Here is a 26,380-nt window from a genome sequence, read left to right on the forward strand (position 1 = left end):
CCCCAAGGGTACGTCCCGCCCCGGTGCTAGGCGCCGAGGGTCTCGCCGTCGCCGATGCGGACCCCGCGCGCCCAGTCGGCGGCCTTCATGGGCTTCTTGCCCTGCGCCTGCACCCACAGCAGCTCGACGGCGTAGGAGCCGGTGCCGACGTGGACGCTGTTCTTGCCGACGGCGAGCTGCCCCGGCGCGAGGTCGGTCCGGTCGGGCACCGGCACGACCTGGATCAGCTTGAGCCGCTCGTCCCGGAAGACGGTCCAGGCACCGGGGGCGGGGGTGCACCCGCGCACGACCCGGTCGACCCGCAGCGCGGGCGCGGCCCACTCGACCCGCGCGTCCTCGACGGTGATCTTCGGGGCGAGCGTGATGCCGTCGCCGGGCTGCGGTACGGCCTTCAGGGTGCCGTCCTCGATGCCGTCCATGGTCGCGGCGAGCAGCCCGGCACCGGCGAAGGCGAGCCGGGTCAGGAGGTCGCCGCTGGTGTCGGTGGTCCGGATCTCCTCGGTGACGGTGCCGTAGACGGGACCGGAGTCGAGGCCCTCCTCGATGAGGAAGGTGGACGCGCCGGTGATCTCGTCCCCGCTCATGATCGAGTGCTGGACGGGGGCGGCGCCGCGCCAGGCGGGCAGCAGCGAGAAGTGCAGATTGACCCAGCCCCGCGCGGGCACGTCGAGGGCGACGCGCGGCAGGAGCGCGCCGTACGCGACGACCGGGCAGCAGTCGGGGGCGATGGCCCGCAGCCGCTCCAGGAACTCCGGGTCCCGCGGCTTGACGGGCTTCAGCACCTCGATGCCCGCCTCCACCGCCCGCTCCGCGACCGGACTCGCGACGAGCCTGCGTCCCCGCCCGGCCGGCGCGTCGGGCCGCGTGACGACAGCGGCCACCTCGTGCCGCCCGGAGGCGATCAGGGCGTCGAGTGCGGGAACAGCGACCTCGGGGGTACCGGCGAAGACCAGCTTCATGGGTGGGTTGGGGCCTCTCGGGCGGGGTGGCGGGCGGGCGGCCCCAAGTCTATGACCGCGGGCCGACGACCGCCGACGGAGCCTGCTCCCGCCGGAGCGAGGCGCGAACCCCGTCCCGCGGGCGCACGCATATGCCGGTACGCCCCCTCTGCGTGACCAGCGGAGCGTCCACGCGTTGGTCAAGAAAGAGTTGACCCCACGGGCCGCTTCAGCACGGCCCGATCCTTTTCTTCGACCTGGTTCGAGAGGCTTCTTCATGGCCGACCACGCAACCCACGACGCCCAGGCTCGGGCCAGCCTGCACTTGCTGGTGCGGGACATCGAGCGGGTCCGCCGGCAGGTGGACGCGTTGCGCACGCTCACCGCCCAGCTGGGCAACGTCTACCGTCCGCGCCGCTCCGGCCCCTCCACGGGCTTCGTCGTCTACGGCCGGGCTCCCGCGCCGACGGTCCGGCTCGCGCAGGAGCTGCGCGACAGCGTCGAGACCCTCGTCACGGCCGCGGTCGACTTCGACCGTTCACTGGGCTTCTCGTGGGACGCGGTGGGCTCCGCGCTCGGGGTCACCAAGCAGGCGGTGCACCGGCGTTACGGCGCGCGCCGGGCCGCGGCCCAGGCGGCGGCCGACGCCGAACGCACCACCGAGCCGTCGGGCACCCGTACGGTCAGCGTCAACACCGGCATGCCCGTGATGCCCGCCATGCCGACGGTCCCCGCCGCCCGCTCGATGCCGACCCAGCCCACGGCGGGCAGCCCGGCCCTGCGCGAGGACCCCAGGCCCACGGCGTTCCCCGGCCCCCGCAACGGCTGAGCCGCCTTTCCCCCACCGCCCTCCCGGGACGCCCTCGGGAGGGCGGACGTGTTCGGCGGAACGCCGGGGACGACGCCGGGACTCGCCAGGGACAAGTACGTCTGACCCAGGTCCTTCGAGGGAGCTCCTTCGACGCGCTCACGCTCCCGATGCACGGCCCTCCCGCTACGCGGCGCCCCCCCTCGCCGACGCACTGCCGTGTTCGGCGCCTGCCATGGCCGACGCCACGCCACATCCGGCACGCACCGAAGGCCGCATCGCCGGAAGCCATGCGCGCCAGGAGACAGAGTCCCAAGAGCCCCGGGCCCCGCGAACTCATCCTCCGCCGAAACGAAACGTGCCGATCCGACGGTCGCCGAGGTCACGCGTCACCGAATCCACCGCCCCTTTCCGCCCGTCGTACGCCCTCCTGCCTGCACCGAGGGCCCCACACAGCACCCCGAAGTCCGGCGCCGCCCAGCACTCCCCGGCCGACCCAACACCCCGTCACCCGATGTCGGGTGGATCGATCCGCAGCCGAACCCCTGTCTCCGCGCTCCCGCGCGCCGTCCTGGCCGCCTGAGCCGCCTTGAGAGCGGCCGCCATCGCGGCGCCCTTCCCCGGGGGCACCCGGATCAGCGCCCGTTCCCACTGCTCGCCCGCGGGCGGCGCGCCCACCCGGCGGGGGCCGCGTTCGCCGGTCACGGGGAGAGGGATGGGGCCCAGCACCTCGGCCTCGCCGGGGAGTTCCACGGCACCGAGGAACTCGGCGACGAGCGCGGGGGGGCCGGACACGGCCGCCATCCGTGACACCGGGGGGAAGCCCAGCTCGGCCCGCTCGGAGAGCTCCCGCACCGCGTGCCCGACGGGGTCCCAGCGCACCAGCGCCTGCACCGGCCGCAGCGTGGGCTCGGCGACGACGACCACGGTGCCCCCGGCGCCCTGCGGCCGTACCAGCCCGGCGGCGGCGATCCAGCGGCGCAGCGCGTCCTCCCCGGCGCGCAGGTCGGGCCGGCCGAGCATGGCCCAGCCGTCGAGCAGCAGCGCCGCCGCGTAGCCGCCCTCGGCGACGGGTTCGGCACCCGGCGTGCTGACCACCAGCGCGGGCGCCCCCGGCACGGTGTCCAGCACATGCTCGCGCCCCGAGGTCCGCACGGGCACGGCGGGAAACGCCCGCCCCAGTTCCTCGGCGGTCCGCCGCGCGCCCACGACCTGCGCGCGCAGCCGGAAGCCGCCGCACTCCGCGCAGTGCCAGGCGCCCTCGTCCTTCCCGCACCACCCGCACCGCAGATCGGCGCCGCCCTCCCGCGCCTCCAGCGGCCCGGAGCAGTGCCGGCACCGCGCGGGCGCCCGGCAGTTGGCGCACGCCATCCGCGGCACGTACCCGCGCCGGGGCACCTGGACGAGCACCGGCCCCTGCTTCAGCCCCTCCCGGACGGCCTGCCAGGCGAGCGTCGGCAGCCGGGCCGCCCGCGCCGCCTCGTCGCGCGCGAGATCCCCGTCCCCCACGGTCCGTACCAGCGGCGCGGCACCCCGCACCTGTTCGCGGGCGGCGACGAGGGGCCGCGCCCAGCCGCTCTCGACGAGCTGCGCGGCCTCCACCGTGCAGCTCCAGCTCCCGAGCAGGAACCCGCATCTGTCCTGCGCGGCCCGCAGCAACAGCACCTCGCGCGCGTGGGGTTGCGGGGCGTGCGGCTCGCTGTGGCTGTCGTCGCCGTCGTCCCAGAGGACGACCAGCCCGAGGTCCCGCACCGGGGCGAACATGGCGGCCCGGGTGCCCACCACGGCCCGTACGGCGCCGCGCCGCACGGCCAGCCACTGCCGGTACCGCTTCTCCGGCCCGGCGTCGGCGGTGAGCACGGCGTGCCGTCCCTCCCCCATGAGCGAGGTCAGCGCGGCGTCGACCCGGGCGACCACCCGCCCGTCGGGCACGACGACCAGGGCCCCGCGTCCGGAGGCGAGGGTGGCCACGACGGCCCGCGCCACCTCGTCGGCCCACTCGGGTCCGGGCAGGGCGTTCCACACGGCACGTGGCGCGCCGCCCGCCGCGAGCGCCTCCACGAACGCCATGCCCTGCTCGTAGCGCGCCCAGGAGCCGGCCTCGGGCGCGGCGGGCGGCGGCAGCGGTTGCGGTGAGGGCCGTTGTTCGGCGCGGGCGCTGCGCGGCGGCACGGCGAGCTGGAGCACATCGGCGAGGCTCCCGGCGTACCGGTCGGCGACACCGCGTGCGAGCGCCAGCAGTTCGGCGCTCAGTACGGGCTCGGGCGAGACGACCTGGGCGAGCGCGGCGAGCGGCCCGGAGTAGTCGCTCTCGGCGAGCCTCTCGACGAGGAAGCCGTCGATCAGTCCTCCGCCCTCACGGCGTCCGTCCCGCACCCGGTGCCGCCCGGCCCCGAACCGCACCCGCACGCGCACCCCCGGCTGCGCGTCGGCGTCCAGTTCGGCGGGCACCGCGTAGTCGAAGTACCGGTCGAGGTGCAGCACGCCCTTGTCCACCAGCACCCGCGCGACCGGGAGTTCCTCCGCCAGCGCGGCTCCCCGCCAGGTCCGGGGCTTCGCCCTCGGCACCTTGGCCTTGCGCACACTCTCCCGGATCAGGGCGAGCTGCTCGGGCGGGGCACCCTCTCCCCCGCCTTGGTCCCCCGGCCCGTTCTCGCTGCTCACCCTGCATTCTTACCAAACGCGACCGACAACGACCGGCCCCCGGACGCACCGGGGCCCGGCGTCCCATGGACACCGGGCCCCGGTGAAGTGCCGTACCGCCTATGGCCTCAGCCGTACCGCTCGCGGCGGTACCACTGTGCGTTCCTTACAGACCCGCCGCCTTGCGGAGCGCGTCCACGCGGTCCGTCCTCTCCCAGGTGAAGTCGGGGAGCTCACGGCCGAAGTGGCCGTAGGCCGCCGTCTGGGCGTAGATCGGGCGCAGCAGGTCGAGGTCGCGGATGATCGCGGCCGGACGCAGGTCGAAGACGTCGTCGATGGCCTTCTCGATCTTCTCGGTCTCGACCTTGTGGGTGCCGAAGGTCTCGACGAAGAGGCCGACGGGCTCGGCCTTGCCGATCGCGTACGCGACCTGGACCTCGCAGCGGGAGGCGAGGCCAGCGGCGACGACGTTCTTGGCGACCCAGCGCATCGCGTACGCGGCCGAACGGTCCACCTTCGACGGGTCCTTGCCGGAGAAGGCGCCGCCGCCGTGCCGGGCCATGCCGCCGTAGGTGTCGATGATGATCTTGCGGCCGGTGAGGCCGGCGTCGCCCATCGGGCCGCCGATCTCGAAACGGCCGGTGGGGTTCACCAGGAGGCGGTAGTTCTCGGTGTCGAGCTTGATGCCGTCGTCGAGCAGCGCCTTCAGCTCCGGCTCGACCACGAACTCGCGGATGTCGGGCGCGAGGAGCGACTCCAGGTCGATGTCGCTCGCGTGCTGCGAGGAGACGACCACGGTGTCGAGACGGACGGCCTTGTCGCCGTCGTACTCGATGGTGACCTGCGTCTTGCCGTCGGGGCGCAGGTAGGGGATGGTGCCGTTCTTGCGGACCTCGGAGAGGCGGCTCGACAGGCGGTGCGCGAGGAAGATCGGGAGCGGCATCAGCGTCGGCGTCTCGTCCGTCGCGTAGCCGAACATCAGGCCCTGGTCGCCCGCGCCCTGCTTGTCCAGCTCGTCCTCCTCTTCCCTCCGGGAGGCACCCTCGACCCGCTTCTCGTAGGCGGTGTCGACGCCCTGCGCGATGTCGGGGGACTGGGAGCCGATGGACACCGAGACGCCGCAGGAGGCGCCGTCGAAGCCCTTCTTGGAGGAGTCGTAGCCGATCTGGAGGATCTTCTCCCGCACGAGCTGCGGGATCGGCGCGTACGCCTTGGTGGTGACCTCACCGGCCACGTGCACCAGACCGGTCGTGATCAGGGTCTCGACCGCGACCCGGGAGGTCGGGTCCTCGCGCAGAAGCGCGTCGAGAATGGTGTCACTGATCTGGTCAGCGATCTTGTCGGGGTGACCCTCGGTCACGGACTCCGAGGTGAACAAACGACGGGACACAACGCTCCCTGGGGTTGCAGCGGCTGCTGGCTGATCATGGGCGGACGGGACGGGGGCTGCGCCCGGCATCGTCCGAGAACAGTTTATCGGTCGCGCTCGGCCACGGGCCCACCTGTCTCGCCACGCGGAAGCGCTGTGACCTGCGGCACGGGCATTCTGCCCAATCCCGGGTCCGCTTGACCAGGGCCGCCACACCCGAATTACAGAGGTGTGGGGGTGCCGTGAAGCGAATGAAACATTCAGCTCAGGCGCCGGACCACCAGGTCCCACACGATTTCGGCCAGTGCTTCCTTGGGCCCGTGCGGGACGGCCGTCTCGCTGCCGTCGGCGCCGAGCACCACGGCCTCGTTCTCCTCCGCCCCGAAGGTCTTACGCTCTCCCACCTCGTTGACGACGAGGAGGTCGCACCCTTTGCGGGCGAGCTTGGTGCGCCCGTTGGCCAGGACGTCGTCCGTCTCCGCGGCGAAGCCGACGACCACCTGGGCGGGCCGGGCGCGCTCGGCCGAGATCTCGGCGAGAATGTCCGGATTTCGCACCAGGACGATGGGCTCGGGCTCCTGGCCGTCCTTCTTCTTGATCTTCCCGGCGGCGTAGGTCTCGGGGCGGAAGTCGGCGACAGCCGCCGCCATCACGACCGCGTCGGCGTCGGCCGCGGCCTTCAGCACCGCCTCGCGCATCTGCACGGCGGTGCCGACGGCCACGACATCCACGCCCGCCGGGTCCGGCAGCCCCGTGTTCGCGGCGACCAGGGTGACCCGGGCGCCCCGCGCGGCGGCGGTGCGGGCGAGGGCGTACCCCTGTTTGCCGGAGGAGCGGTTGCCGAGGAACCGGACCGGGTCGAGGGGCTCGCGGGTGCCGCCGGCGCTGACGACGACATGGCGTCCGGCGAGGTCCGCCTGTCCCGCCCCGCGGGCCAGGACGCGCCGGCAGACCTCGAAGATCTCCGTCGGGTCGGGCAGCCGGCCCTTGCCGGTGTCGACGCCGGTGAGACGGCCCACGGCGGGTTCGATGACGACGGCGCCCCGGCGGCGCAGGGTCGCCACGTTCTCCTGGGTGGCCGGGTGCTCCCACATCTCGGTGTGCATGGCGGGGGCGAAGACGACGGGGCAGCGGGCGGTGAGGAGGGTGTTCGTCAGGAGGTCGTCGGCGAGGCCGTGGGCCGCCTTGGCCAGCATGTCGGCGGTGGCGGGGGCGACCACGACCAGGTCGGCGTGCTGGCCGATGCGGACGTGCGGCACCTCGTGGACGTCGTCCCAGACCTCGGTGGAGACGGGGTGGCCGGAGAGCGCCGACCAGGTGGCCGCTCCGACGAAGTGCAGGGCGGAGCCGGTGGGGACCACGCGCACGTCGTGTCCGGACTCGGTCAGTCTGCGCAGCAGCTCGCACGCCTTGTACGCGGCGATCCCGCCGCTGACCCCCAGCACGACCTTCGGCTTGCCCACCGGACCTCCCCACATCGAAACGAACGGCTCCATGCTGCATCACGGCGCGGGGAGCGGGCCCCGCACCCCCTGAGCAGACCACAGGCCCGGCAGTCGTGCTGCCGGGCCTGTGGACAAGTCAACCGCGAGAGATGCGTGCTACTGCGCGGGGCCCTCGATGGCCTCGGACGTCAGCAGACCCGCGTTGATCTCACGGAGCGAGATCGAGAGCGGCTTCTCGTGCACGTGGGTGTCGACGAGCGGACCGACGTACTCGAGGAGGCCCTCGCCGAGCTGCGAGTAGTACGCGTTGATCTGACGGGCGCGCTTGGCCGCGTAGATCACGAGGCTGTACTTCGAGTCGGTGGCCTCGAGGAGCTCGTCGATCGGAGGGTTGATGATGCCCTCGGGAGCGGTGATGGAAGAGGACACGCTCTGCCTTCCGAAAGTTGGGATGAGATCTAAGAAACGATCACACAACGTTCGTCAAGGCTAGCAGCTCACGCGCTACGTCCTCGACGGAGGTGTTGACCAGGGTCTCGTCGAACTCGGGCTCGGCCGCCAGCTCGATCTTCGCCGCGTCCAGCCGGCGCTCGATCACCTCGGGCGGTTCGGTGCCGCGTCCGGTGAGTCTGCGCACGAGCTCCTCCCAGGAGGGCGGAGCCAGGAAGACCAGCTGGGCCTCCGGCATGGACTCGCGGACCTGCCGGGCACCCTGGAGGTCGATCTCCAGGAGCACGGGCTCACCCGACTCCAGGCGGTTCAGCACGGCGTCGCGCGGTGTGCCGTAGCGGTTGCCCGCGAACTCGGCCCACTCCAGCAGCTCACCGTTGGCGATCAGCTTGTCCATCTCCTCGTCGCTGACGAAGAAGTAGTGGACCCCGTGCTTCTCGCCGGGCCGGGGCTTGCGGGTCGTCGCCGACACCGAGAGCCAGACCTCGGGGTGTTCCTTGCGCATATGGGCGACGACCGTGCTCTTGCCGACCCCTGAGGGGCCGGAGAGCACGGTCAGCCGCGGACGTACGTCCGGGGGCTCGGGGGTCGTCCCCCGGAATGTTGCAGCCATGCAGCGATTATTCCAGCAATCCCGGAGTGCCCGGGACTCCCGGTCCGGCGCGGGCCGGACTCAGGAGCCGGTGCTGCCGAACTCACGCTCCAGGGAAGCGATCTGGTTCGAGCCGAGACCGCGCACGCGGCGGCTCTCGGAGATGCCCAGACGCTCCATGATCTGCTTGGCGCGGACCTTGCCCACGCCCGGCAGGGACTCCAGGAGGGCGGAGACCTTCATCTTGCCGATGACGTCGTTCTCCTGGCCCTGCTTGATGACCTCGTGAAGGGAGGCGCCGGAGTGCTTCAGTCGATTCTTGACCTCGGCCCGCTCCCGGCGAGCCGCGGCGGCCTTTTCGAGCGCGGCTGCGCGCTGTTCGGGGGTAAGGGGCGGAAGAGCCACGCCTACGTCACCTCGGATGTCGAACTGTCGGATACGGACCGGTGAGGAACCTAGTCGCCCCACACCTGGGGAGCCACGAGCAACACGCTTGCCCTTTGACTCTGCTCGGAGACTAGCGGCCAAGTCCGCCAGAGTCAGCGAGAACAGCGGAAAAGTCCTGGTCAGCCTCCGTCAGGCCAGACATTTCAGACATACCGCCCCGGATTTGAGGATGTATTCAGACTCAAGCAGTCCGGGAAGCACTCATCGGAGGTCTCCCCGGGACCTCTCGAACGCCTCGGACGACCGTCAGACGACTGTCATACGAGCGCCACGGCGGTCCGGATCTCCTCCGCGAACCGCTCGGCCGACGCGCGCAGCGCGTTCACGTCGGGACCGTGACGCAGAACACCTCGGCTGACGTTGGGGACGACATTGCGCGTCGCGGAGCCGAACACCGACGGAAGGTCGGCCGCGGTGGCCCCCTGGGCGCCGATGCCGGGCGCGAGGAGCGGTCCGTTGACGTCCAGGTCGTAGGAGGACAGATCACCGAGCGTGGCGCCGACGACCGCCCCGAAGGAGCCGAGGGGCTCCTCCCCCGTGTTCTCGGCGGCGAGGTGTGCGAGCATCGTCGCCCCGACGGTGCGTCCGTCGGCGCGCACCGCGTGCTGCACCTCGCCGCCCTCGGGGTTGGAGGTCAGCGCGAGCACGAACAGCCCGGCGCCGTTCTCGCGCGCGAGCGCGATCGCGGGAGCCAGCGAGCCGTAGCCGAGGTACGGCGAGACGGTCAGCGCGTCCGAGAACAGCGGGGAGTCCTTGCGCAGGAACGCCTCGGCGTACGCGGCCATGGTCGAGCCGATGTCACCGCGCTTGGCGTCCATGACGACCAGGGCGCCGGCCGCGCGGGCCTCCTCGACGGACCGCTCCAGGACCGCGACCCCGCGCGAGCCGAAGCGCTCGAAGAACGCGGCCTGCGGCTTGAGGACCGCGACCCGCTCCGCCAGCGCCTCGACGACCGTGCGGCTGAACCGCTCCAGACCGGCCACGTCGTCGTTCAGGCCCCACTCGGCGAGCAGGGAGGCGTGCGGGTCGATGCCCACGCACAGCGGGCCCCGCTCGTCCATGGAGTGGCGCAGGCGGGCGCCGAATGCCTCGGTCATGCCGTCTCCCTCACGTCGGCGCCGACCGCGTCGGCGAGCGTGGCGTACGGGCTCGTGCGCAGGCGTGCGGCGAGCCCCTTGTGGATGGCCCGGCCCCAGAAGGGCCCCTCGTAGATGAACGCGCTGTAGCCCTGGACGAGCGTGGCACCGGCGAGGATGCGCTGCCAGGCGTCCTCGGCGTTCTCGATGCCGCCGACGCCCACGAGCGTGATGCGGTCGCCCACGCGCGCGTAGAGGCGCCTGAGGACCTCCAGGGAGCGCGCCTTGAGCGGCGCCCCGGACAACCCGCCCGTCTCCTTCACCAGCGAGGGCTCGGAGCGCAGGCCGAGGCCCTCGCGCGCGATGGTGGTGTTCGTGGCGATGATCCCGTCCAGACCGAGCTCGACGGCGAGGTCGGCGACCGCGTCGACGTCGTCGTCCGCCAGGTCCGGCGCGATCTTCACGAGGAGCGGCACCCGGCGGGTCGTCACCGTGGCGTCGGCGGCCTCGCGGACGGCGGCGAGCAGCGGGCGCAGCGCCTCGGTCGCCTGGAGGTTGCGCAGACCGGGCGTGTTGGGCGACGACACGTTCACGACGAGGTAGTCGGCGTACGGGGCGAGCCGCTCGGTCGACTTCACGTAGTCGGCGGCGGCCTCGTCCTCGGGGACGACCTTGGTCTTGCCGATGTTGACGCCCACGACGGTCCGGAAGACCGCCTCACGGGACGCCAGACGCGCCGCGACGGCGAGCGAGCCCTCGTTGTTGAAGCCCATGCGGTTGATCAGCGCACGGTCCTTCACCAGCCGGAACAGCCGCTGCCTGGGATTGCCGGGCTGGGCCTCCCCGGTGACCGTGCCGATCTCGACGTGGTCGAAGCCCAGCATCGACATGCCGTCGATCGCGACCGCGTTCTTGTCGAAGCCCGCGGCGAGCCCGAAGGGGCCGTGCATGCGCAGCCCGAAGGCCTCGGTGCGCAGCTCCTCGTGGCGCGGTGCGAGCGCGGCGGCGACGAAAGTGCGCAGCACGGGGACGCGGGCGGCGAGCCGGATCCAGCGGAAGGCGAGGTGGTGCGCCCGCTCCGGGTCCATGCGCCGGAAGACGAGCTGGAAGAAGATCTTGTACATGGTGTCCTCACGAAGAGGGGGACACCGTTTCCGGTGTCCCCCTCAGGGCTGCTAGTCGCGGGCCGCGGTCAGGTGTTCCGCGTGTTCCTGGAGCGAGCGGACGCCCACGTCGCCGTGGTTGAGTGCGTCGATGCCCTGGACGGCCGCGGCGAGCGCCTGGACCGTCGTCAGGCACGGCACCGACCGGGCGACGGCCGCCGTACGGATCTCGTAGCCGTCGAGGCGGCCACCCGTGCCGTACGGGGTGTTGACGATGAGGTCGACCTCGCCGTCATGGATGTACTGGACGATGGTCTTCTCGCCGTTGGGACCGGTGCCCTCGGACTGCTTGCGCACGACGGTGGCGTTGATGCCGTTGCGCTTGAGGACCTCGGCGGTGCCGGAGGTGGCGAGCAGCTCGAAGCCGTGGGCGACGAGTTCGCGCGCCGGGAAGATCATCGAGCGCTTGTCGCGGTTGGCGACGGAGATGAACGCGCGGCCCTTGGTGGGCAGCGGGCCGTAGGCGCCGGCCTGCGACTTGGCGTAGGCCGTGCCGAAGACGGAGTCGATGCCCATGACCTCGCCGGTGGAGCGCATCTCCGGGCCGAGGACCGTGTCGACGCCGCGGCCGTGGATGTCGCGGAAGCGCGACCACGGCATGACGGCCTCCTTGACGGAGATCGGGGCGTCCAGCGGCAGCTCGCCGCCGTCGCCGTTGGCCGGGAGCAGCCCTTCAGCGCGCAGTTCGGCGACGGTCGCGCCGAGCGAGATCCGGGCGGCGGCCTTGGCCAGCGGTACCGCGGTCGCCTTCGAGGTGAAGGGGACGGTGCGGGACGCGCGCGGGTTGGCCTCCAGGACGTAGAGGATGTCGCCGGCCATCGCGAACTGGATGTTGATCAGGCCGCGGACGCCGACGCCCTTGGCGATGGCCTCCGTGGAGGCGCGCAGCCGCTTGATGTCGTGGCCGCCGAGCGTGATCGGGGGCAGGGCGCACGCCGAGTCGCCGGAGTGGATGCCGGCCTCCTCGATGTGCTCCATGACGCCGCCGAGGTAGAGCTCCTCGCCGTCGTAGAGCGCGTCGACATCGATCTCGATGGCGTCGTCGAGGAAGCGGTCGACGAGGACCGGCCGCGAGGGGCTGATCTCGGTCGACTCGGCGATGTAGGACTCCAGGCGGGTCTCGTCGTAGACGATCTCCATGCCGCGTCCGCCGAGGACGTACGAGGGGCGCACCAGGACCGGGTAGCCGATCTCGTCGGCGATGGCCTTGGCGCCGGCGAAGGTGGTCGCGGTGCCGTGCTTGGGGGCCGGCAGGCCGGCCTCGGCGAGGACCTGGCCGAAGGCGCCGCGGTCCTCGGCGGCGTGGATCGCCTCGGGCGAGGTGCCCACGATCGGCACGCCGTTGTCCTTGAGCGCCTGTGCGAGGCCCAGCGGGGTCTGGCCGCCGAGCTGGACGACGACACCGGCGATCGGGCCCGCGAGGGACTCGGCGTGGACGATCTCCAGCACGTCCTCGAGCGTGAGCGGCTCGAAGTACAGGCGGTCGGAGGTGTCGTAGTCGGTGGAGACGGTCTCCGGGTTGCAGTTGACCATCACGGTCTCGTAGCCGGCCTCGCTGAGCGCGAAGGAGGCGTGGACGCAGGAGTAGTCGAACTCGATGCCCTGGCCGATGCGGTTGGGGCCGGAGCCGAGGATGATGACGGCCGGCTTCTCGCGGGGCGCGACCTCGGTCTCCTCGTCGTAGGAGGAGTAGAAGTACGGCGTCTTCGCGGCGAACTCGGCGGCGCAGGTGTCGACCGTCTTGTAGACGGGGCGGACGCCCAGCGCGTGCCGGACCTCGCGGACGACGTCCTCGCGCAGGCCGCGGATCTCGGCGATCTGCTGGTCGGAGAAGCCGTGCCGCTTGGCCTCGGCGAGCAGGTCGGCGTCCAGGCGCTCGGCGGCGGCCAGCTCGTCGGCGATCTCCTTGATCAGGAAGAGCTGGTCGACGAACCAGGGGTCGATCTTCGTGTGCTCGAAGACCTCCTCCGGGGTGGCGCCCGCGCGGATGGCCTGCATGACGGCGTTGATCCGGCCGTCCGTCGGCCTGACCGCCTCCTCCAGGAGGGCCAACTTGTCGCCGGGCTCGCCGACGAAGGTGAACTGGCTGCCCTTCTTCTCCAGGGAGCGCAGCGCCTTCTGGAAGGCCTCCGTGAAGTTGCGGCCGATGGCCATGGCCTCGCCGACCGACTTCATGGTGGTGGTGAGGGTGGAGTCGGCCTGCGGGAACTTCTCGAAGGCGAACCGCGGGGCCTTGACGACGACGTAGTCGAGGGTCGGCTCGAAGGAGGCCGGCGTCTCGCGCGTGATGTCGTTCGGGATCTCGTCGAGGGTGTAGCCGACGGCGAGCTTGGCGGCGATCTTGGCGATCGGGAAACCGGTCGCCTTGGAGGCGAGCGCCGAGGACCGCGAGACGCGCGGGTTCATCTCGATGACGATGACCCGGCCGTCCGCGGGGTCGATCGCGAACTGGATGTTGCAGCCGCCGGTGTCGACGCCGACCTCGCGGATGATCGCGATGCCGACGTCGCGCAGGCGCTGGTACTCACGGTCGGTCAGCGTCATGGCGGGCGCGACGGTGATCGAGTCGCCGGTGTGCACGCCCATGGGGTCGAAGTTCTCGATGGAGCAGACGACCACGACGTTGTCGTTCTTGTCGCGCATCAGCTCCAGCTCGTACTCCTTCCAGCCGAGGATGGACTCCTCCAGGAGCACCTCGGTGGTCGGGGAGAGCGTGAGGCCCTGTCCGGCGATGCGGCGCAGCTCCTCCTCGTCGTGCGCGAAGCCGGAGCCGGCGCCGCCCATGGTGAAGGAGGGGCGGACGACGACGGGGTAGCCGCCGAGGGTGTCGACGCCCGCGAGGACGTCGTCCATGGAGTGGCAGATGACCGAGCGGGCGGACTCGCCGTGGCCGATCTTCTTGCGGACCTCCTCGACGACGCCCTTGAAGAGATCGCGGTCCTCGCCCTTGTTGATGGCCTCGACGTTGGCGCCGATGAGCTCGACGCCGTACTTCTCCAGCGTGCCCGCCTCGTGCAGCGAGATGGCCGTGTTGAGGGCCGTCTGGCCGCCCAGGGTGGGCAGCAGGGCGTCGGGGCGCTCCTTGGCGATGATCTTCTCGACGAACTCGGGGGTGATCGGCTCGACGTAGGTGGCGTCGGCGATCTCCGGGTCGGTCATGATCGTCGCCGGGTTGGAGTTGACCAGGATGACGCGGATGCCCTCGGCGCGCAGGATGCGGCACGCCTGGGTGCCGGAGTAGTCGAACTCGGCGGCCTGGCCGATGACGATCGGGCCGGAGCCGATGACCAGGACGGACTGGATATCGGTGCGCTTAGGCACGCTGGCCCTCCATCAGGGATACAAAGCGGTCGAAGAGGTAGGCGGCGTCGTGCGGGCCCGCTGCCGCTTCGGGGTGGTACTGGACGCTGAAGGCGGGCTGGTCGAGGAGCTGGAGGCCCTCCACCACGTCGTCGTTCAGGCAGACGTGGGAGACCTCGGCGCGGCCGAACTTCGTCTCGCTGACCCGGTCGAGCGGCGCGTCCACGGCGAACCCGTGGTTGTGCGCGGTGACCTCGACCTTGCCGGTCGTACGGTCCTGGACGGGCTGGTTGATGCCGCGGTGGCCGTACTTCAGCTTGTACGTGCCGAACCCGAGGGCGCGGCCGAGGATCTGGTTGCCGAAGCAGATGCCGAACAGGGGCGTCCTGCGCTCCAGGACGGCGGTCATCAGGGCGACGGGACCGTCGGCGGTGGCGGGGTCGCCGGGGCCGTTGGAGAAGAACACCCCGTCGGGCTCGAGGGCGTAGACGTCCTCGGCGGTGGCCGTGGCCGGGAGCACGTGCACCTCGATGCCGCGTTCGGCCATCCGGCGCGGGGTCATGCCCTTGATGCCGAGGTCGATCGCGGCGACGGTGAACCGCTTCTCGCCGACGGCGGGGACGACGTACGTCTCCTTGGTGGCGACCTCCTCGTAGAGGGAGGCGCCCTTCATCTGCGGCTGGGCCTGCACCCGGGCGAGCAGTTCGTCGTCGGGGGCGATCGCCGTGCCGGAGAAGACGCCGGCCCGCATGGAGCCGCGCTCGCGCAGGTGGCGGGTGAGGGCGCGGGTGTCGACGCCGGAGATGCCGACGACGGACTGCGCGACCAGCTCGTCGTCCAGGGACCGCTTGGCGCGCCAGTTGGACGGCACGCGCGCGGGGTCGCGCACGACGTAGCCGGAGACCCAGATGCGGGACGATTCGTCGTCCTCGTCGTTCCAGCCGGTGTTGCCGATCTGCGGCGCGGTCGCGACGACGATCTGGCGGTCGTACGACGGGTCGGTGAGGGTCTCCTGGTAGCCGGTCATGCCGGTGGAGAACACCGCTTCGCCGAAGGTCTCCCCCACGGCCCCGTAGGAACGGCCCCGGAAGATCCGGCCGTCCTCCAGGACGAGTACCGCGGGAAGCACCTCTTTCCTCTGCGAGGCGTTCCCCTTCGTGGAGGTCGTCATCGTGCGCCTTCCGTTTCCGTCTTCTTGTTGATCATGGAGTTAATGACGTCGACCCACTCGTTGTGCTCGGCCGCGCGGTCCGAGCGGAAGCCGGAGTCGATCAGCCGGTCGCCGTGCTGCCAGGTGACGACGAGCAGCCCGCCCTCGGTGAGGACCTTGCCGGCGATGCCCTTGTCGAGCCGGGCCTCGCGCAGCGCGTCGAGCGGCACGTAGAAGTCGGCAGCCCCGGGGCGTACGACGTCCAGTCCCTCGTCCGTCAGCGTGAGCTCGACCCGGCTGCGGGTGCCGAGGCCGTGCGCCACGATCCGGTCGAGCCACTGCCCGGCGGTGGTGGAGCCGTGGTAGCGGCCGCTCATGCTCAGTCTCGCCGGGCCTGTCGTGTCCGGCGCGTCGGGCAGCTCGGGCAGGTCGCCCTGGAGCGTGCCGCGCCACTTCCAGCCCTCGCGCATCAGCCAGTAGATGAGCGCGACGAACAGCGCCAGGCCGACGAGCCAGCCGACCCGGGCGGCCCAGTCGGTGACCTCGGCGGACTTCTGCTCGGCTGCCAGCAGGATTACAGGTGTCACGTGAGCTTCCCGTCGACGAGCGTGGCCTTGCCCCGGAGCCACGTGTGCGTCACACGGCCCGGCAGCTCACGCCCCTCGTACGGGGTGTTCCGGCTGCGCGAGGCGAAGCCCTCGGGGTCCACGGACCCACGGTATGCCGTGTCGACGAGCGTGAGGTTGGCGGGCTCACCAGCCGAGACGGGACGGCCGTGGCCTCGTGCCTGCCCGATCTCGGCGGGCTTGACGGACATGCGCTCGGCGACCCCGGCCCAGGTGAGGAGCCCGGTGTCCACCATGGTCTCCTGCACCACCGACAGCGCGGTCTCCAGGCCGACCATGCCCATGGCGGCGGCGGCCCACTCGCAGTCCTTGTCCTCGTGCGGGTGCGGGGCGTGGTCGGTGGCGACGATGTCGATCGTGCCGTCGGCGAGCGCCTCGCGCAGGGCCAGCACGTCGCGCTCGGTGCGCAGCGGCGGGTTGACCTTGTAGACCGGGTTGTAGGACCGGACCAGCTCGTCGGTGAGGAGCAGGTGGTGCGGGGTGACCTCGGCGGTGACGTCGATGCCGCGGGACTTGGCCCAGCGGACGATCTCGACCGAGCCCGCGGTGGAGAGGTGGCAGATGTGGACGCGGGAGCCGACGTGCTCGGCGAGCAGGACATCCCGGGCGATGATCGATTCTTCGGCCACCGCGGGCCAGCCCCCGAGTCCGAGCTCGGCGGAGACGACGCCCTCGTTCATCTGGGCGCCCTCGGTCAGCCGCGGCTCCTGCGCGTGCTGGGCGACGACCCCGCCGAAGGCCTTCACGTACTCCAGGGCGCGGCGCATGATCACGGCGTCGTCGACGCACTTGCCGTCGTCGGAGAAGACGGTGACACCGGCCGCCGACTCGTGCATGGCGCCCAGCTCGGCGAGCTTCCTGCCCTCCAGGCCGACGGTGACGGCGCCGATGGGCTGCACGTCGCAGTAGCCGTGCTCCTGGCCGAGCCGGTAGACCTGCTCGACGACGCCCGCGGTGTCGGCGACCGGGAAGGTGTTGGCCATGGCGAACACGGCCGTGTAGCCGCCGGAGGCCGCCGCGCGGGTGCCGGTCAGCACGGTCTCGGAGTCCTCGCGGCCGGGCTCGCGCAGATGCGTGTGCAGGTCCACGAGACCCGGCAGCAGCACCTTGCCGGCGGCCTCGACGACCTCGGCGCCCTCGGCGGAGAGGCCGGAGCCCACCTCGGCGATGGTCTCGCCGTCGATCAGGACGTCCTGCGGCTCGCCGCCGAGCACCTTCGCACCACGGATCAGGATCTTGCTCATCTGTCTTACTTCTCCTCGGTACGGGTGTGGCTCACGGCGGGTTCGTTTCCGCCGAGCAGCAGGTACAGAACGGCCATCCGGATGGACACTCCGTTTGCGACCTGCTCGACGACGGTGCAGCGGTCGGAGTCGGCGACCTCGGCGGTGATCTCCATGCCGCGGACCATCGGGCCGGGGTGCATCACGATGGCGTGCTCGGGCATCTTCGCCATGCGCTCGCCGTCGAGGCCGTAGCGCCGCGAGTACTCGCGCTCGGTCGGGAAGAACGCGGCGTTCATCCGCTCGCGCTGCACGCGCAGCATCATCACGGCGTCGGACTTGGGCAGCACGGCGTCGAGGTCGTAGGACACCTCGCACGGCCAGCGCTCGACGCCGACCGGCACCAGGGTGGGCGGGGCGACGAGGGTGACCTCGGCGCCGAGGGTGTGCAGCAGGTCGACGTTGGAGCGGGCGACCCGGCTGTGCAGGACGTCGCCGACGAGCGTGATCCGCTTGCCGGCCAGGTCCTGTCCGAGCCCGGCGTCCCGGCCGACGAGCCGGCGGCGCATCGTGAAGGCGTCCAGCAGGGCCTGTGTGGGGTGCTGGTGAGTGCCGTCACCGGCGTTGATGACGGCCGCGTCGATCCACCCGGAGGTGGCGAGACGGTAGGGCGCGCCGGAGGCGCCGTGCCGGATGACCACAGCGTCGACGCCCATGGCCTCCAGGGTCTGGGCGGTGTCCTTGAGGGACTCGCCCTTGGAGACGCTGGACCCCTTGGCGGTGAAGTTGATGACGTCCGCGGACAGGCGCTTCTCCGCGGCCTCGAAGGAGATCCGGGTGCGTGTGGAGTCCTCGAAGAAGAGGTTGACGACCGTGCGCCCGCGCAGGGTCGGCAGTTTCTTGATGGGCCGGTCGGCGACCCGGGCCATCTCCTCCGCGGTGTCGAGGATCAGGACGGCGTCGTCGCGGGAGAGGTCGGCGGCCGAGATGAGATGACGCTGCATCTGTCAGGCTCCGTAAGGAAGTTCAGTTCGGGAGGTTCCGGGGCAGGGCAGGGCATGCCGAATCACGGCGTGCCGGTTGGCCTGCTACTGGGTCTGCTTCGCGCCGAGCAGCACGGTGTCGCGACCGTCCTCCTCGGCGAGCTGGACCTTGACCGTCTCCCGCAACGACGTGGGGAGGTTCTTGCCGACGTAGTCGGCGCGGATGGGCAGTTCGCGGTGGCCCCGGTCGACGAGGACCGCGAGCTGCACCGCGCGCGGGCGCCCGATGTCGTTCAGGGCGTCGAGGGCGGCGCGGATGGTGCGGCCGGAGAAGAGCACGTCGTCGACGAGGACGACGAGTCTGCCGTCGATGCCGTCACCGGGGATCTCGGTGCGGGCCAGCGCACGCGGCGGGTGCATGCGCAGATCGTCGCGGTACATGGTGATGTCGAGCGATCCGACCGGAATCTTGCGCTCGGTGATCTCCTCCAGCTTGGCGGCGAGCCGCTGGGCGAGGAAGACGCCCCGGGTCGGGATGCCGAGGAGCACCACGTCGTCGGCGCCCTTGGCGCGTTCGACGATCTCGTGGGCGATGCGGGTCAGCACACGGGCGATGTCGGGGCCTTCGAGAACGGGCCGGGCATCGGCGGACGGTGCGTCCTGCTGCGGGTCCTGCTTGTCCATAAGAAACGGACCTCCTTCTCCGCCTCACGGGACGGACCTTAAAGGACGTCGGATTTGCGCCATCCACGGTAGCAGGCCGCACGAGCCCCCAAATCACCCCCATGGCCTAATCGGCCACCGGTACCACGGAAGAGTCGGTGCGGCTCATTCGGCTTGACGGAGAAGAGTAACGCTGCGTAACCTCACAGTGAGTTACCAGCCGCGCGGTACGGCGCCCCTGCCGGCCGCGTCGACACAGTGCCGGGGAGCTATATGTCCAGCGAATACGCCAAACAGCTCGGGGCCAAGCTCCGGGCCATCCGCACCCAGCAGGGCCTTTCCCTCCACGGTGTCGAGGAGAAGTCCCAGGGACGCTGGAAGGCCGTCGTGGTCGGCTCGTACGAGCGCGGCGACCGTGCCGTGACCGTGCAGCGCCTCGCCGAGCTCGCGGACTTCTACGGCGTACCCGTCCAGGAGCTGCTGCCGGGCACCACCCCGGGCGGCGCCGCCGAGCCGCCGCCGAAGCTGGTCCTCGACCTGGAGCGGCTGGCCCACGTGCCGGCCGAGAAGGCGGGCCCGCTCCAGCGCTACGCGGCGACGATCCAGTCCCAGCGCGGCGACTACAACGGCAAGGTGCTGTCGATCCGCCAGGACGACCTGCGCACACTCGCCGTCATCTACGACCAGTCGCCCTCGGTCCTGACCGAGCAGCTGATCAACTGGGGTGTCCTGGACGCGGACGCGCGCCGCGCGGTGTCCCACGCCGAAGAGGGCTGACCCTTCCAGGCACTGAGCAGAAACGTACCGCCGGGGTGGCCGGAACTTGAGGGTTCCGGCCACCCCGGCGGCGTTCTGCGGGCCTGGCGGGGCCCCCGGGTGCCCTGCGGCACGACACGGCCGGAAAACGCCTCAGGGCCCGCAGCGCGATCGCTGCGGGCCCTGAGGCATGTGGTGCGGGTAGCCGCTCCGGCCTACGCCTCGTCCCGGCGCAGCGACGGCTTGAGCTCCTTGAGCCGGCCCAGCAGGCCGTTCACGAAGGCCGGCGACTCGTCCGTGGAGAACTCCTTGGCCAGCTGCACCATCTCGTCGAGCACCACGGCGTCCGGGGTCTCGTCGACCCAGATCAGCTCGTAGGCGCCCAGGCGCAGCAGGTTGCGGTCCACGACGGGCATCCGGTCGAGCGTCCAGCCGACGGAGTACTGCGCGATCAGTTCGTCGATGCGCCGCGTGTGCTCGGCGTAGCCCTCGACGAGCTGCATCGTGTACTCGCTCACCGGCGGCTGCCGGGTGTCGTCCCGGGAGAGCCGGACCCAGTCCGCGAGGACCGTGAGGACACCGACGCCGCGCTGGTCGCCCTCGAAGAGGATCTGGAAGGCGCGCTTGCGGGCCGTGTTGCGGGCAGCCACGGTTAGCTGTTCACCCGGCCGAGGTAGTCGCTCGTGCGGGTGTCGACCTTGATCTTCTCGCCGGTGGTGATGAAGAGCGGGACCTGGATCTGGTGACCGGTCTCCAGGGTGGCGGGCTTGGTGCCACCGGTGGAGCGGTCGCCCTGGACGCCCGGCTCGGTCTCCTGGATGACGAGCTCGACGGCGGCGGGCAGCTCGACGAAGAGCACCTCGCCCTCGTGCTGCGCGACGGTGGCGGTGAAGCCCTCGATCAGGAAGTTGGCGGCGTCGCCGACGGCCTTGCGGTCGACCATGAGCTGGTCATAGGTCTGCATGTCCATGAAGACGAAGTACTCGCCGTCCATGTACGAGAACTGCATGTCGCGCTTGTCGATCGTGGCCGTCTCGACCTTGACGCCGGCGTTGAAGGTCTTGTCGACCACCTTGCCGGACAGCACGTTCTTGAGCTTGGTGCGCACGAAGGCCGGGCCCTTGCCGGGCTTGACGTGCTGGAATTCGACGACGGACCACAGCTGGCCGCCATCGAGCTTGAGCACCAAGCCGTTCTTGAGGTCGTTCGTGGAAGCCACGGTTGCGGAATCTCCTGGACTGACGTGGACGACCCCGGGGCGCACGCCCAGCCCGGGGGCTAGAGCGCGAGCAGCTCCTTGGTCGTGATGGTGAGTAGCTCGGGTCCGCCGTCCGCCTCAGGGCGCACGACGAGCGTGTCATCGATCCGGACGCCGCCCCGGCCCGGGAGGTGGACCCCCGGTTCGACGGTGACCGGCACGCAAGCGTCCAGTTTACCCATGGCCGCGGGGGCCAACTGCGGGTCCTCGTCGATTTCGAGTCCGACACCGTGTCCGGTGAGCACGGGAAGCCCTTCCGAGTACCCCGCGGCACCCAGTACCTGACGGGCCGCGCGGTCCACGTCACGGTAGGCGGCACCCGGTACCAGGGACTCCCGTCCGGCCCGCTGAGCGGCGAAGACGAGGTCGTACAGCTCGATCTGCCAGTCCGCCGGGGAGGTGCCGATGACGAAGGTACGACCGATCTCACACCGGTAGCCGCGATAGGCCGCCCCCATGCACACGGTGAGGAAGTCGCCCTCCTCCACCCTGCGGTCGGTGGGCCGGTGCCCGCGGCGTCCCGAGTGCGGTCCGGTCGCCACCGAGGTCGGGAACGCGGGGCCGTCGGCGCCGTGGTCCACCAGGCGCCGCTCCAGCTCCAGCGCGAGATGCCGTTCGGTGCGGCCGACGAGGATCGACTCCAGCAGCTCGCCCAGGGCCTGGTCGGCGATCTCGGCGCCGGTGCGGAGGAAGGAGATCTCCTCCTCGTCCTTGACCACCCTGAGCTGCTCGACGGCACCGCCCAGCTCCGTGAGGCGCAGCCCGGGAGCGACCGAGCCGATGGCCCGGTAGCGGGCCACGGTGAGGTGGTGCTCCTCTATGGCCAGGGTGTCGCCGCCCTGCGCCGCCGCGAGACCGGCCGCCGCGACGGCCGGGTCGCCCCCGCTGCCGGGCAGCAGGTGCAGGCGCAGCGCGTCGTCCGGGCGGCCGTCGACGGGACGGTCCTCCCGGGGGCCGGAGCACACCAGGAGGTCCTCCCTGCGGCCGAGCAGCAGGACGGAGCCCTGCGGGGCCGCTCCCGCGAGGTAGCGGACGTTGGCGGGGCGCGACACCAGTGCGGATGTGCTGCCCACCGCGTCGCAGCGTTCTCTCAGCCGCTGTCTGCGGGCCGTGTACACCTCTGACATGACACGAGCGTAGGAGCCTTGTCCCCTTTGTGCCGGTTGGGAGGGCGTTCGGGGGACGGGACGGCTCCTACCAGCTCGGCGGGCTGGCGATGCTCCGGGTCAGCACGTCGTCCAGGACGCGTGCCGTCTGGGGGACGTCCATCTGCGAGTTGTCGATGATCGGGAGGCCCGAGCCGTACCAGCCGGCCATGCGGCCGTGGATCCGGGCGACCTCCTCGTCGGTGAGACGGCGGTTGCCGGAGCGTTCCGCGTTGCGCTCCAGGACGATCTCCAGGCCGGGCAGCAGCACCACGGGCAGCAGTCCGGGGCCCACGTGCCGCTTCCAGCCGCCGAGGCCGACGACCGGGCGGTCGGGGAAGACGGCGTCGTCGAGGATGCAGGAGATGCCGTTGGCGAGGAAGTTGCGCGCGGCGAAGCCGCAGGTGCGGCGGGCGAGGCGGTACTGGGCCTCGGAGTGGTCGTTCCACCCGGACTGGGGGTCGGCGAAGCCGGAGCGGACCCATTCGCGGACGTCGTCGAGGCTGATGTGCGCGGTGGGCACCCGGCGGTGGTCCGCCCAGTACTTGGCGACGCTGGTCTTGCCCGCGCCGGCCGGCCCGATGAGCAGCACCGCGAGGGTCGTGCTGGTCGGGTCCGGGACGACCGCGGCGGGCGGGGCGGCCGGCACGCCGACGGGACCGCCGGGCGGCAGCGGCACATGGCCGGTGGTGTCCGGGACGGGCGGTGCCGGCGCCTGCGGGGGCGGCGGTGCGAAGCCCGGGGCGGGAGGCGGTGGCGGGACCGGGGCGGAGCCCTGGTGCGCGCCCGGGTGCTGGGGACCCGGGTGTTGTGCGGCCGGCGACCAGCCGGAGGCCGGTCCGTGCCCCGGCTGGTGGGGCGGCGGCAGCGGAGGACCCACTGCGTGCTGCATCCGGTGCCACTCCATCTCGTACGGGCCATGGGTGCTGGCAGCGGGGTGCGGACCCGCTCCTTACCGAACGGTACCGCCCCCGGCCGTCGATTGGTGAACGGCCGGGGGCGGTTCGAAGTGCCCATGTCCACAGGGGAAATCGGGCGTACGGCGTGCGGTGGGACTTACTGGCCCACTTCGCCGTACGCGGCGAGCAGCACGGCCGGATCGGGCCCCTCCAGGACGGTCGGCTTGGCCAGTCCGTCCAGGACGATGAAACGGAGCAGGTCGCCGCGGGACTTCTTGTCGACCTTCATCGCCTCCAGCAGCTTGGGCCACTGGTCGTAGCGGTAGTGCAGCGGGAGGCCGACGGATTCGAGGACCGCGCGGTGCCGGTCGGCGGTGGCGTCGTCCAGCCGGCCCGCGAGCCGGCCGAGCTCGGCGGCGAAGTGCATGCCGACGGAGACGGCGGCGCCGTGGCGCCACTTGTACCGCTCGTTCTTCTCGATGGCGTGGCCGAGCGTATGGCCGTAGTTGAGGATCTCGCGCAGGCCCGCCTCCTTCAGGTCGGAGGAGACGACCTCGGCCTTGACCCGGATCGAGCGTTCGATCAGCTCGGCGGTGTGCGGTCCCGCCGGGGTGCGGGCGGCCTGCGGGTCCGCCTCGATGAGCTCCAGGATCGCCGGGTCGGCGATGAAGCCGGCCTTGATGATCTCGGCGAGGCCGGAGACGTAGTCGTTGACGGGCAGCGAGTCCAGCGCGGCGAGGTCGCAGAGCACGCCCGCGGGCGGGTGGAAGGCGCCGACGAGGTTCTTGCCCTCGGCGGTGTTGATGCCGGTCTTGCCGCCGACGGCCGCGTCGACCATCGCGAGGACGGTCGTGGGGATCGCGATCCAGCGCACCCCGCGCAGCCAGGTCGCGGCGACGAACCCGGCCAGGTCCGTGGTGGAGCCGCCGCCGACACCGACGACGACGTCGGAGCGGGTGAAGTGGGACTGGCCGAGCGCCTTCCAGCAGTAGGCGGCGACCTCGGCGGTCTTCGCCTCCTCCGCGTTCGGCACCTGGATGGCGATCGCCTCGAAGCCCTGTCCGGCCAGGTCGGCGCGGAGCGCGTCACCGGTCTCGGCGAGCGCCTCGGGGTGGATCACCGCGACCCGCTTGGCCTTCTCCCCGACCAGGGTCCCCAGCTCGCCCAGGAGCTGACGGCCCACCAGGACCTCGTACGGCTCGCAGCCCGCCGTGCCGCCGACCTGGATCCGTGTCACCGTCTCGCTCATGCTTCCTTCAACTCCAGTGCGTCCAGGGCGACTTGGGTGACCTCTTCGGGCGTGCGGCCGTCGGTCGCGACGACGGCGGTGGCGATCGACTCGTAGAGGTGGCGCCGGGCCTCCATGAGCTCGCGCCACTGCTTGCGCGGGTTGACCGCGAGCAGCGGGCGGGCCTGGTTGAGACCGGTGCGCTTGACCGCCTCCTCGACGTCCATCGAGAGGTAGACGACCTTCAGCCCGTCGAGCAGCGCGCGCGTGTCCTCGTCGAGGATCGCGCCGCCGCCGAGCGCGAGGACACCCTCGTGCGCGCCGAGGGCGCGGGCCACGGCGGCCTTCTCGATCGCCCGGAAGGCGCTCTCGCCCTCGTCGACGAAGATCTCGGCGATGGCCCGGCCCTGCTCGGTGACGATGTCCTCGTCGGTGTCGCGGTAGGCCACGCCGAGGCGCTCGGCCAGCAGCAGGCCGACGGTGGACTTGCCCACGCCCATCGGGCCGACGAGGACGACCAGCGGCGCGCTCATCGGATGTGCAGGTTGTCGAGGTACGAGCGGGCGTTGCGGCGGGTCTCGGCCACGCTGTCGCCGCCGAACTTCTCGGCGACCGCGTCGGCGAGCACGAGGGCCACCATCGCCTCGGCGACGATGCCCGCGGCCGGGACCGCGGAGACGTCGGAGCGCTGGTGGTGGGCCTGCGTGGCCTCACCGGTGGCGACGTCGACCGTCTGGAGGGCGCGCGGGACGGTCGCGATCGGCTTCATGGCCGCCCGCACCCGCAGCAGCTCACCGGTGGACAGTCCGCCCTCGGTGCCGCCCGCGCGTCCGGAGACGCGGCGGATGCCCTCGGGGGTGTTCACGATCTCGTCGTGCGCCTTGGAGCCCGGGACCCGCGCCAGCTCGAAGCCGTCGCCGATCTCCACGCCCTTGATCGCCTGGATGCCCATGAGCGCGCCGGCCAGCCGGGCGTCCAGCTTCCGGTCCCAGTGCACATGCGAACCGAGCCCGACGGGCACGCCGTACGCCAGCACCTCGACGACACCGCCGAGGGTGTCGCCGTCCTTGTGAGCCTGGTCCACCTCGGCGACCATCTGCTTCGACGCGTCGGCGTCCATGACGCGCAGCGGGTCGGCGTCCAGCTTCTCGACGTCGGCCGGGGTCGGGTAGACGCCCTGCGGGGCCTTGACGGAGCACAGCTCGACGACGTGCGAGACGATCTCGACGCCGACGGTCTCCTTGAGGTACGACCGGGCCACCGCGCCCAGCGCCACCCGGGCGGCGGTCTCGCGGGCGGAGGCGCGCTCCAGGATCGGCCGGGCCTCGTCGAAGCCGTACTTCTGCATGCCGGCGAGGTCGGCGTGGCCGGGGCGCGGGCGGGTCAGCGGGGCGTTGCGGGCGAGGCCCGCGAGGATCTCGGGGTCGACCGGGTCGGCCGACATGACCTGCTCCCACTTGGGCCACTCGGTGTTGCCGACCATGATGGCGACCGGGGAGCCGAGGCTCAGGCCGTGCCGGACACCGCCCAGGAAGGTGACCTCGTCGGCCTCGAACTTCATCCGGGCACCGCGGCCATAACCGAGCCGGCGCCGCGCCAGATGGTCGGCGACCATCTCGGTCGTGATCGGCACGCCGGCGGGAAGGCCCTCCAGCGTCGCGACAAGTGCGGGACCGTGGGACTCCCCCGCGGTCAGCCAGCGCAACCTGCTCAACGGTGCTCCTCAGTGCTCGCGCCCTCGTACTGCCCTGCGTACGCGTGTCCTCGCGTACGGCGATGGCGCGACCGGGTGCGCGGCCCCGGCCCGCCACCTTCGATCCTCCCATGTCCCACGGACATGTCCGGCCGCCGGTCCACCAGACGGACGGCCCTCACCGGAAAGGGTCAGGCGTGGTCGCCGCCCCGGGGCTGCTGCGGGGCGGCGTAGGAGCCGAGGTAGTCGGCGCCCCTCCCCTGCCCGTACTGGGCCGCCGCGTGGACGGGCCGGCCGGCGCGCACGGCACGCCGGTACTCGATCTTGCGCTTGAGCTTGAGTCCCCACGACACGAGGACGGCGAGGACGACGAGCCCGAGCACCGTGATCTGCACCCAGTCGGGCAGGAACTTGAGCACGGCCTCGAATATCTCGCTCTTGCCGGACGCGAGTGACACACCTGCGGACATGAATCCCCCCGGATTCCCCTCAACCACCCCTGAGATCGGCCGAGTTCGCTCAGCC

Annotated in this window: 25 protein-coding genes; 2 read left to right on the plus strand and 23 right to left on the minus strand. The window is 71.6% G+C overall.

Annotated features, from left to right (window positions below; translation table 11 throughout):
* Positions 1–26 precede the first annotated feature (26 nt).
* Positions 27–959: a methionyl-tRNA formyltransferase gene (fmt, locus tag ACIPSE_RS34955; RefSeq protein WP_401670803.1), complete on the minus strand. Its 933-nt coding sequence runs from the start codon at positions 957–959 to the stop codon at positions 27–29.
* A 256-nt stretch (positions 960–1,215) separates the two neighbouring features.
* On the opposite strand from fmt, the gene ACIPSE_RS34960 reads away from it, so the two are divergent.
* Positions 1,216–1,767: a hypothetical protein gene (locus ACIPSE_RS34960; RefSeq protein WP_401670806.1), complete on the plus strand. Its 552-nt coding sequence runs from the start codon at positions 1,216–1,218 to the stop codon at positions 1,765–1,767.
* A gap of 486 nt (positions 1,768–2,253) precedes the next feature.
* Here ACIPSE_RS34960 and ACIPSE_RS34965 read toward each other — a convergent pair whose 3' ends face one another.
* The 14 genes from ACIPSE_RS34965 to pyrR all read right to left on the minus strand — a co-directional run bounded on the left by ACIPSE_RS34965 (position 2,254) and on the right by pyrR (position 18,897).
* Positions 2,254–4,410: a primosomal protein N' gene (locus ACIPSE_RS34965; RefSeq protein WP_401670809.1), complete on the minus strand. Its 2,157-nt coding sequence runs from the start codon at positions 4,408–4,410 to the stop codon at positions 2,254–2,256.
* Between the two features lie 145 nt (positions 4,411–4,555).
* Entirely contained in the window at positions 4,556–5,779 is a 1,224-nt protein-coding gene (gene metK / locus ACIPSE_RS34970) for a methionine adenosyltransferase (protein WP_401670812.1), read from the minus strand.
* A gap of 239 nt (positions 5,780–6,018) precedes the next feature.
* Entirely contained in the window at positions 6,019–7,221 is a 1,203-nt protein-coding gene (gene coaBC / locus ACIPSE_RS34975; RefSeq protein WP_401670814.1) for a bifunctional phosphopantothenoylcysteine decarboxylase/phosphopantothenate--cysteine ligase CoaBC, read from the minus strand.
* A gap of 138 nt (positions 7,222–7,359) precedes the next feature.
* Positions 7,360–7,632 carry a DNA-directed RNA polymerase subunit omega gene (gene rpoZ / locus ACIPSE_RS34980; protein ID WP_039649019.1) on the minus strand — a complete coding sequence of 91 codons (273 nt, stop codon included), beginning with the start codon at positions 7,630–7,632 and terminating at the stop codon, positions 7,360–7,362.
* 40 nt (positions 7,633–7,672) lie between these two features.
* The gene (gene gmk, locus ACIPSE_RS34985) at positions 7,673–8,266 is read right to left on the minus strand and encodes a guanylate kinase (RefSeq protein WP_401670817.1); all 594 of its coding nucleotides are present in this window, start codon (positions 8,264–8,266) and stop codon (positions 7,673–7,675) included.
* Between the two features lie 60 nt (positions 8,267–8,326).
* Entirely contained in the window at positions 8,327–8,650 is a 324-nt protein-coding gene (locus tag ACIPSE_RS34990) for an integration host factor (RefSeq protein ID WP_003977346.1), read from the minus strand.
* A gap of 299 nt (positions 8,651–8,949) precedes the next feature.
* Entirely contained in the window at positions 8,950–9,789 is an 840-nt protein-coding gene (gene pyrF, locus ACIPSE_RS34995) for an orotidine-5'-phosphate decarboxylase (RefSeq protein WP_401670819.1), read from the minus strand.
* Positions 9,786–10,892, minus strand: a complete 1,107-nt coding sequence (locus tag ACIPSE_RS35000; RefSeq protein WP_401670821.1) for a quinone-dependent dihydroorotate dehydrogenase — start codon at positions 10,890–10,892, stop codon at positions 9,786–9,788. The genes pyrF and ACIPSE_RS35000 overlap by 4 nt, the downstream gene beginning before the upstream one ends.
* 51 nt (positions 10,893–10,943) lie before the next feature.
* Positions 10,944–14,252: a carbamoyl-phosphate synthase large subunit gene (gene carB, locus ACIPSE_RS35005; protein WP_401670824.1), complete on the minus strand. Its 3,309-nt coding sequence runs from the start codon at positions 14,250–14,252 to the stop codon at positions 10,944–10,946.
* On the minus strand, positions 14,245–15,402 hold the full coding sequence (carA, locus tag ACIPSE_RS35010; protein ID WP_401670826.1) for a glutamine-hydrolyzing carbamoyl-phosphate synthase small subunit: 1,158 nt from the start codon (positions 15,400–15,402) through the stop codon (positions 14,245–14,247). Before carA ends, carB begins: the two co-directional genes overlap by 8 nt.
* Positions 15,399–15,968: a hypothetical protein gene (locus ACIPSE_RS35015; RefSeq protein WP_401670828.1), complete on the minus strand. Its 570-nt coding sequence runs from the start codon at positions 15,966–15,968 to the stop codon at positions 15,399–15,401. The genes carA and ACIPSE_RS35015 overlap by 4 nt, the downstream gene beginning before the upstream one ends.
* Positions 15,965–17,251, minus strand: a complete 1,287-nt coding sequence (locus tag ACIPSE_RS35020; RefSeq protein WP_401670831.1) for a dihydroorotase — start codon at positions 17,249–17,251, stop codon at positions 15,965–15,967. Before ACIPSE_RS35020 ends, ACIPSE_RS35015 begins: the two co-directional genes overlap by 4 nt.
* A gap of 5 nt (positions 17,252–17,256) precedes the next feature.
* The gene (locus tag ACIPSE_RS35025) at positions 17,257–18,234 is read right to left on the minus strand and encodes an aspartate carbamoyltransferase catalytic subunit (protein WP_401670833.1); all 978 of its coding nucleotides are present in this window, start codon (positions 18,232–18,234) and stop codon (positions 17,257–17,259) included.
* Positions 18,235–18,318: 84 nt separating this feature from the next.
* A complete protein-coding gene (pyrR, locus tag ACIPSE_RS35030; RefSeq protein ID WP_401670836.1) occupies positions 18,319–18,897 on the minus strand; it encodes a bifunctional pyr operon transcriptional regulator/uracil phosphoribosyltransferase PyrR in 579 nt (192 codons plus the stop codon).
* Between the two features lie 252 nt (positions 18,898–19,149).
* On the opposite strand from pyrR, the gene bldD reads away from it, so the two are divergent.
* On the plus strand, positions 19,150–19,653 hold the full coding sequence (gene bldD / locus ACIPSE_RS35035) for a transcriptional regulator BldD (RefSeq protein ID WP_401670838.1): 504 nt from the start codon (positions 19,150–19,152) through the stop codon (positions 19,651–19,653).
* A gap of 194 nt (positions 19,654–19,847) precedes the next feature.
* On the opposite strand, the gene nusB is transcribed toward bldD, so the two are convergent.
* The 8 genes from nusB to ACIPSE_RS35075 form a co-directional block, all read right to left on the minus strand.
* A complete protein-coding gene (gene nusB / locus ACIPSE_RS35040) occupies positions 19,848–20,282 on the minus strand; it encodes a transcription antitermination factor NusB (protein ID WP_401670840.1) in 435 nt (144 codons plus the stop codon).
* 2 nt (positions 20,283–20,284) lie between these two features.
* On the minus strand, positions 20,285–20,851 hold the full coding sequence (efp, locus tag ACIPSE_RS35045; RefSeq protein ID WP_401670843.1) for an elongation factor P: 567 nt from the start codon (positions 20,849–20,851) through the stop codon (positions 20,285–20,287).
* 59 nt (positions 20,852–20,910) lie between these two features.
* Positions 20,911–22,017 carry an aminopeptidase P family protein gene (locus tag ACIPSE_RS35050; RefSeq protein ID WP_401670846.1) on the minus strand — a complete coding sequence of 369 codons (1,107 nt, stop codon included), beginning with the start codon at positions 22,015–22,017 and terminating at the stop codon, positions 20,911–20,913.
* Positions 22,018–22,084: 67 nt separating this feature from the next.
* On the minus strand, positions 22,085–22,927 hold the full coding sequence (locus tag ACIPSE_RS35055) for a Pro-rich N-terminal domain-containing protein (protein ID WP_401670848.1): 843 nt from the start codon (positions 22,925–22,927) through the stop codon (positions 22,085–22,087).
* Positions 22,928–23,091: 164 nt separating this feature from the next.
* On the minus strand, positions 23,092–24,183 hold the full coding sequence (gene aroB, locus ACIPSE_RS35060) for a 3-dehydroquinate synthase (protein WP_401670850.1): 1,092 nt from the start codon (positions 24,181–24,183) through the stop codon (positions 23,092–23,094).
* The gene (locus tag ACIPSE_RS35065; protein ID WP_401670853.1) at positions 24,180–24,695 is read right to left on the minus strand and encodes a shikimate kinase; all 516 of its coding nucleotides are present in this window, start codon (positions 24,693–24,695) and stop codon (positions 24,180–24,182) included. Before ACIPSE_RS35065 ends, aroB begins: the two co-directional genes overlap by 4 nt.
* Complete coding sequence (gene aroC, locus ACIPSE_RS35070) at positions 24,692–25,876, minus strand: chorismate synthase (RefSeq protein WP_401670856.1); 1,185 nt, start codon at positions 25,874–25,876, stop codon at positions 24,692–24,694. The genes ACIPSE_RS35065 and aroC overlap by 4 nt, the downstream gene beginning before the upstream one ends.
* Before the next feature lie 170 nt (positions 25,877–26,046).
* Entirely contained in the window at positions 26,047–26,325 is a 279-nt protein-coding gene (locus tag ACIPSE_RS35075; protein ID WP_401670857.1) for a hypothetical protein, read from the minus strand.
* Positions 26,326–26,380 lie beyond the last annotated feature (55 nt).

The sequence above is a fragment of the Streptomyces sp. NPDC090106 genome (genome assembly GCF_044747265.1).
Taxonomy (GTDB): domain Bacteria; phylum Actinomycetota; class Actinomycetes; order Streptomycetales; family Streptomycetaceae; genus Streptomyces.

Coding starts and splice junctions, on each gene's coding strand:
- fmt (WP_401670803.1), bottom strand. CDS start 959: ATGAAGCTGGTCTTCGCCGGTACCCCCGAGGTCGCTGTTCCCGCACTC.
- ACIPSE_RS34960 (WP_401670806.1), top strand. CDS start 1,216: ATGGCCGACCACGCAACCCACGACGCCCAGGCTCGGGCCAGCCTGCAC.
- gmk (WP_401670817.1), bottom strand. CDS start 8,266: ATGGCTGCAACATTCCGGGGGACGACCCCCGAGCCCCCGGACGTACGT.
- pyrF (WP_401670819.1), bottom strand. CDS start 9,789: ATGACCGAGGCATTCGGCGCCCGCCTGCGCCACTCCATGGACGAGCGG.
- ACIPSE_RS35000 (WP_401670821.1), bottom strand. CDS start 10,892: ATGTACAAGATCTTCTTCCAGCTCGTCTTCCGGCGCATGGACCCGGAG.
- carA (WP_401670826.1), bottom strand. CDS start 15,402: ATGACGACCTCCACGAAGGGGAACGCCTCGCAGAGGAAAGAGGTGCTT.
- ACIPSE_RS35020 (WP_401670831.1), bottom strand. CDS start 17,251: ATGAGCAAGATCCTGATCCGTGGTGCGAAGGTGCTCGGCGGCGAGCCG.
- ACIPSE_RS35025 (WP_401670833.1), bottom strand. CDS start 18,234: ATGCAGCGTCATCTCATCTCGGCCGCCGACCTCTCCCGCGACGACGCC.
- pyrR (WP_401670836.1), bottom strand. CDS start 18,897: ATGGACAAGCAGGACCCGCAGCAGGACGCACCGTCCGCCGATGCCCGG.
- bldD (WP_401670838.1), top strand. CDS start 19,150: ATGTCCAGCGAATACGCCAAACAGCTCGGGGCCAAGCTCCGGGCCATC.
- ACIPSE_RS35050 (WP_401670846.1), bottom strand. CDS start 22,017: ATGTCAGAGGTGTACACGGCCCGCAGACAGCGGCTGAGAGAACGCTGC.
- ACIPSE_RS35055 (WP_401670848.1), bottom strand. CDS start 22,927: ATGCAGCACGCAGTGGGTCCTCCGCTGCCGCCGCCCCACCAGCCGGGG.
- aroB (WP_401670850.1), bottom strand. CDS start 24,183: ATGAGCGAGACGGTGACACGGATCCAGGTCGGCGGCACGGCGGGCTGC.
- ACIPSE_RS35065 (WP_401670853.1), bottom strand. CDS start 24,695: ATGAGCGCGCCGCTGGTCGTCCTCGTCGGCCCGATGGGCGTGGGCAAG.
- ACIPSE_RS35075 (WP_401670857.1), bottom strand. CDS start 26,325: ATGTCCGCAGGTGTGTCACTCGCGTCCGGCAAGAGCGAGATATTCGAG.